General features: G+C 30.1%; 6 protein-coding genes and 1 tRNA gene. All 7 read right to left on the bottom strand.

Annotated elements, in window-relative coordinates:
- Nucleotides 1–57 precede the first annotated feature (57 nt).
- Nucleotides 58–143: transfer RNA gene (locus HMPREF3046_RS01610), tRNA-Leu, on the bottom strand.
- Nucleotides 144–413: 270 nt separating this feature from the next.
- Entirely contained in the window at nt 414–866 is a 453-nt protein-coding gene (locus tag HMPREF3046_RS01605; RefSeq protein WP_070715888.1) for a SprT family protein, read from the bottom strand.
- Nucleotides 859–3,006 carry a Tex family protein gene (locus tag HMPREF3046_RS01600; protein WP_070715885.1) on the bottom strand — a complete coding sequence of 716 codons (2,148 nt, stop codon included), beginning with the start codon at nt 3,004–3,006 and terminating at the stop codon, nt 859–861. The genes HMPREF3046_RS01605 and HMPREF3046_RS01600 overlap by 8 nt, the downstream gene beginning before the upstream one ends.
- A gap of 126 nt (nt 3,007–3,132) precedes the next feature.
- Nucleotides 3,133–3,903 (bottom strand): RNA polymerase sigma factor SigB, encoded by a 771-nt coding sequence (sigB, locus tag HMPREF3046_RS01595; RefSeq protein WP_070715884.1) that lies wholly within the window; start codon nt 3,901–3,903, stop codon nt 3,133–3,135.
- Nucleotides 3,878–4,330 (bottom strand): anti-sigma B factor RsbW, encoded by a 453-nt coding sequence (rsbW, locus tag HMPREF3046_RS01590; protein WP_049335593.1) that lies wholly within the window; start codon nt 4,328–4,330, stop codon nt 3,878–3,880. Before rsbW ends, sigB begins: the two co-directional genes overlap by 26 nt.
- A gap of 28 nt (nt 4,331–4,358) precedes the next feature.
- Nucleotides 4,359–4,685, bottom strand: coding sequence for an anti-sigma factor antagonist (locus HMPREF3046_RS01585; protein WP_002448686.1), 327 nt, complete (start codon nt 4,683–4,685; stop codon nt 4,359–4,361).
- An 84-nt stretch (nt 4,686–4,769) separates the two neighbouring features.
- Nucleotides 4,770–5,771, bottom strand: a complete 1,002-nt coding sequence (locus HMPREF3046_RS01580) for a SpoIIE family protein phosphatase (RefSeq protein ID WP_070715883.1) — start codon at nt 5,769–5,771, stop codon at nt 4,770–4,772.
- Nucleotides 5,772–6,000 lie beyond the last annotated feature (229 nt).

The following is a 6,000-nucleotide window of genomic DNA, read 5'->3' as shown; positions in this document are numbered from 1 at the left end:
AGGCTGAGGTTTTGCCATTAAACTACACCCGCAGTATATAATATTTAAATTTTGATTTGGTGCGGCCGAGAGGACTTGAACCTCCACGGGATTTCTCCCACTAGGCCCTCAACCTAGCGCGTCTGCCATTCCGCCACGACCGCTGGCAAAACGCAATAATCTATTAATTATCGAGAACAATGTTTATTGTAAATGATTTGTAATAAAAAGTCAATAACTTTTAAATATTATTTTAAAGAAATTTACTATTTTTTAATGTTTACGTCATTCATTAATACAACGTTAACTATGATACATACTTTTTTAACATAAGTCAATAGTTTTTATTAAAAAATTTAAAAACCTACAATATTGTAGGTTTTTAAAGGACTTTGTTATATGAACAATATCTTATTGTTCATATTTAAATTTATTCATAAATACTTCTTTAATTTCAATTTACTTCGACATTTACCACATCTCATTTTATCAATATTCACTTTTCTAATTCTTAGATACGTGGTCTTACATTTACAGCATTGATATATATAATTTGCTCTTTCTTCATAGCTTTGAATTGGCTGACAAAATCTTGGAGCTTGAACTTTATTGCTTAACATTTTAAAGTCGTAGTCCTTATGTTGATAACCTTTTCCGGATAAATGTAAATGATAATGACATAGTTCATGCTTTATAATATTTATTAAAGCATCTTTTCCAAAACGAGAAAATTGCTTTGGATTAATCTCAATATGGTGTGTAGATAGTACATATCGTCCACCTGTTGTTCGCAATCGAGAATTAAAATACGCTTTATGTTTAAAAGGTTGTTTAAAATGCTCAAGTGAAGTTGTTTCTACTAACTTTTGAAGCATTTTATTATCCATTAGGATTAATCATAGTTAATGATACTTTTTCTTTATTTTTATCAATATTTAAAATCCAAACATCAACTATATCTCCTACACTAATAACGTCCATAGGATTTTTAACATATGTCCTTGCTAATTTTGAAATATGAACTAAACCATCTTGTTTAACACCTATATCTACAAATGCTCCAAAATCTACTACATTTCTAACCGTTCCACTTAACTTCATACCTTTAGACAAGTCTTCGATTGATAATATGTCAGATTTTAACTGAGGTGTTTCATAGCTATCACGAGGATCACGATTTGGCGCTTTAAGAGATTTTATAATATCTTCTAATGTTGGTTTGCCTACCCCAATTTCATTTGATTTTTCTTCAATATTAATATCGCTAAGTGTTTGTTTAAGTTTAGCTGAACCTAAATCATCAATTGATAGTTGTAAACTTTCTAAAAACTGATATGTTGCTTGATAACTTTCTGGATGAATAGATGTATTATCTAATGGTTCTTTACCATTAACAATTCTTAAAAATCCGATACTTTGTTCAAACGTTTTACTACCCAAACGTTTTACTTTACTTATTTCAGAATGATGATTTATAGACCCATTTTCTTCACGATAATCAATTATATTTTGAGCAACGGTACTTGATAATCCGGAAACATATTGAAGTAAAGATTGTGAAGCGGTGTTTACATCTACACCTACTTGGTTAACTGCAGTTTCTACGACAAATGTGAGAGCTTGTTCAAGTTCTTTTTGGTTGACATCATGTTGATACTGTCCTACCCCAATAGATTTAGGATCGATTTTCACTAATTCACTAAGTGGATCTTGCACACGTCTACCAATAGATACTGCACTTCGTTCTTCAACTTGAAACTCTGGAAATTCATTTCTTGCTATTTCAGAGGCAGAATATACAGAAGCCCCTGCTTCATTTACAATAATAAATTGAGCATTTAGTTGATATTTTTTTATTACATTTGCTACAAATTGTTCTGTTTCACGACTTGCTGTACCATTACCAATTGCAATTAATTCAACATTATTTTCAGTTATCATTCTAACTAATTCTTTTTCTGCCAATTCTATTTTAGATTTTGGAGGATGGGGATATATAACACTTTTAGCAATAAATGTTCCAAAAGGATTAATAACAGCTAATTTACATCCAGTTCTGAATGCTGGATCGACACCTAAAATTTGTTTACCTTTCATAGGAGGCTGTAATAATAAATGTTTTAAATTTTCACTAAACACTTCTATAGCGTGATGCTCTGCTTTTTCAGTTAAATCATTTCGAATTTCTCTTTCAATTGAAGGCATGATTAAACGTTTTAAACTGTCTTTAATTGCAGACTCAATATATTCAACTAGTTGATGAGCTTTTTTTACTTCTTGTGATTGTATAAATGTTTCTATTGAAGTAGTATCAAATTCAATTTTAATTGACAATACTTTTTCTTTTTCTCCTCGATTCATTGCTAAAATTCGATGATTAGCTATTCTTTTTATAGGCTCAGAATAATCATAATACATACTAAATATCTCTTTTTCATCATTTGCTTGTTTTTTCTTTGTTGTCACAATCTTTCCTTGATAATAAACGTCTTTAAGTAAACGTTGTCGATACTTAGGATTATCCGAAATACGTTCAGCAATAATATCTTGAGCACCTTGAATTGCCTCATCAACTGTTTTAACTTCTTCACTTAAATATTTTCTAGCTTCTTCATTTACATTCATACTTTGTCCTTCTATTACAAAGTGAGCTAATGGTGCTAATCCTTTTCGTTTTGCTTCAGTTGCTCTAGTTTTCTTTTTTTGTTTAAAAGGGCGATATAAATCTTCTACCCGTTGTAATTTTGTTTGTTGAAGAATGTCTTGCTTTAATTCATCAGTAAGTAAACCTTGTTGTTCAATATTATGTATAACTTCTTCTTTACGTTTTTGAAGATGCGCTACATATTGATATTCATCAGATATTTGTTTAATTTGAACTTCATCTAAAGCACCAGTTGCTTCTTTTCGATATCTTGCAATAAAAGGTACTGTGTTATTTTCCTCTAATAGATTTAATACAGCTATGACTTGTTTTTCTGAAAATTGATATTTTTTTACAATATCATTAATTAATGTCTTTTCCATGTTATAACCACACTTTGTATATAAATTCTCTTTAATCTTAACATATCTTTATTTTTACAATACATTTTCTAACAATAAAAGGAGCGACATAGAATTCAATATGAACTCATTGTTCGCTCCTCAATTTCATTGCTTAGCAGCTTGTTGTAATTTTCGTATTGCAGTTCGTTGTAATCTAGATACATGCATTTGACTAAGTCCAATACGTTCACCAGTTTCCTTTTGACTTAATCCTTCAATGAAAGTACATTGAATAATTTCTCTTTCTCTATCTGATAAAATTGGTAAAATACGTTCAAGAATCATTCGTTTTTCAGTAAGGTCGTAATTATCATCTTGTTGACCCATAATATCTAACAATGTAACTGTAGATCCATCCTTATCTGCTTCAATTGAATGATCTACGCTAAGTGCATTATAGCTTTGACCCATTTCCATGGCTTCTAAAACTTCTTCTTCATTTACTTCTAAACGGTTCGCAATTTCTAAAATTGAAGGAGAACGTCCGAGTTCATTCGTAAGTTCATCGCCCACCTTTTTTATTCTTGGACCAATTTCTTTAATTCTTCTAGGAACATGAACGCTCCATGTCTTATCTCGTAAATATCTTTTAATCTCACCAATAACAGTTGGCACTAAGAATGCTTCAAATTTGCGATCGAAAGATATATCAAATCTGTTAATAGCACCTATTAAACCAACCATACCCACTTGAACTAAATCTTCATGATGTGATTGTCCTTTTGAATACTTATATGCTAATGATTCAATTAGTTTGCGATAATGTTTAACTAATTTATCTTGCGCATGAGGATTTGTATTGTCTTGGTGTTCTTTAATCCATTGGTTAATTTGTTCAGGTGATATCTCATTAACTGATTTCGACTCTTTCGTCATTATTTGGCACCTGCTCTTTTTTTATATACTTAATCATACTAATTGTTACACCAGACTCTTTTGAAACTTTTACTTCATCCATTAATGATTCAATCAAAAATAGTCCTAGCCCACCTTCACGTAAGAAATCGATATTTTCGTTTTCTTGGTAAGGCCCTAATTTTGATTTTGTAGATTCGTAGTCAAAACTTTCACCTTGATCTGAAATAATAATCTTAATTTTATCATCAAATAATTCAAAACAAATATTAATCATACCATTTTGTTCACTGTGTTTATACGCATGTTTAACAGCATTAGTAACCGCTTCACTTACTGCAATTTTTGAATCTTCAATGTCATCGTATGAAGCGCCTGCTCTTGTAAACACCCCTGATAAAGTAAGGCGAATTAAACTCACATATTCTGCTGAGGCAGGTAACTTCATTTCAATATAATCATTTTTGAGTGACAAATTACTCTACCTCCGTTCCTTCATTAACGTGCATTAAATCTTTTAAGCCAGTAATATCAAATAATCTACTAATTCTATCTGTGACACCTAAAATATATAATTCTTTATCATTTTGATTTAGAGCCTTTAATGTTCCTACAAATAAGCCTAAACCCGTTGAATCCATATAACTTACATTTGCTAGGTTCACGTGAATATCATGATTTCCTTCTTGGCGCATAGGCACAAGTACTTCTTCTAACTCGGGTACTGTATATACGTCTAACTCTCCACCAACAATAACTTCATAATAATCGTCATGGGTTATTGTTTCTATATTAAGATTCATTTACTTACACTCCTAATCTTTTCGATATGTATACTATAGCAACTATACCCATTATTATTATAATATAATCAAAAAATTAAATAATTAATTCACTCTTTTTATTACTAAAATTGTCATGTCATCTCTTTTTTGTGTATTTTGTATTTTTAAAATGGCTTCATATAAGATTTGAACAATATCTTGAGGGTGCATATGCTTATATTTTCTAATTAAATTAAGAATAGTATCTTTTGCAATAAACTCCCCCTTTTTATTTCTAGCTTCTGTTACACCATCAGTAAAAATAATAATTAAATCATCTAAATATATTGGAATTTCTTGTTGACTGTATCGCGTATGTTGACTTACACCAAGTACTCTTCCTCGAACTTCAATTTCTTCAAATGTTTCAGTTTCAGCTCTATAAATGTATCCTGGTTCATGACCTGCTGAACTACAATATAATAAATGATTCATTTCTTCATATAGTCCATAAAACATCGTGACAAACATATTTTGATTAACATTTTTTTCTACCACACGATTGAGTCGTTTTAAACCATCACTTGGTAATTGTGAATGACCATATGAATCCATTCCAAATTTAATCATACTCATTGCTAATGCTGCTGGAATACCTTTCCCTATAACATCAGCTACAGCAAAACTCATCGTACCATCTCTATGATCAATTAAATTAAAATAGTCACCACTTACTTTTTGAGCAGCTACTGAAATAACACCTATTTGTATACTATCAAACTGTGGAATGTCTGTTTTTAACATCGTTTGTTGAAGTCTAGAGGCTAAGTCAATTTCTTTATCGTGGAATTGCATTTTATCAACTAAATTTTGATAATCTCTATAACTATATCCAAAGCCTTTTACTACTTCTTCTAATACATCTAATGTATCTAAGATTTGAGATGTTTTTAAATTTAAAGAAGCAAGATACGTTTTATGTAAATCAACAACATCCTCTGGTAGAATATCTTTTTTGATTACTTCTTCAGTGAATTCATCGCACTTCTTTAAAAATTGTTTTTTATTTTTAGTAACCAAACTCTCATCTATAAGTTGCTTATAGTTTTTTTTAAATTCTTCCACGAATTTTGCCTCCTTACTTCATAGCTGATTAAAACAAGTTTAAATATTGTCTAACACAATACAACATTTTAAATTTATTCATTAATACCAAATGTATATTATTCTAAAATAACTCTTCTACTTAAAAAGGGAGCAAGACAGTATTCATTTTTTTGAATATGCTGTCTTACCCCCGCAAGGTTAATTAAAATTGAAAACTTGAGTTAAATATTTTCAATTCAGTTAACTG

Origin of the sequence: Staphylococcus sp. HMSC070D05, assembly GCF_001815595.1 — a bacterium.
Lineage (GTDB): Bacteria > Bacillota > Bacilli > Staphylococcales > Staphylococcaceae > Staphylococcus > Staphylococcus hominis.
The sequence above is the reverse complement of the archived record's forward strand: the minus strand, read 5'-3'. Positions and strand labels throughout refer to the sequence as shown.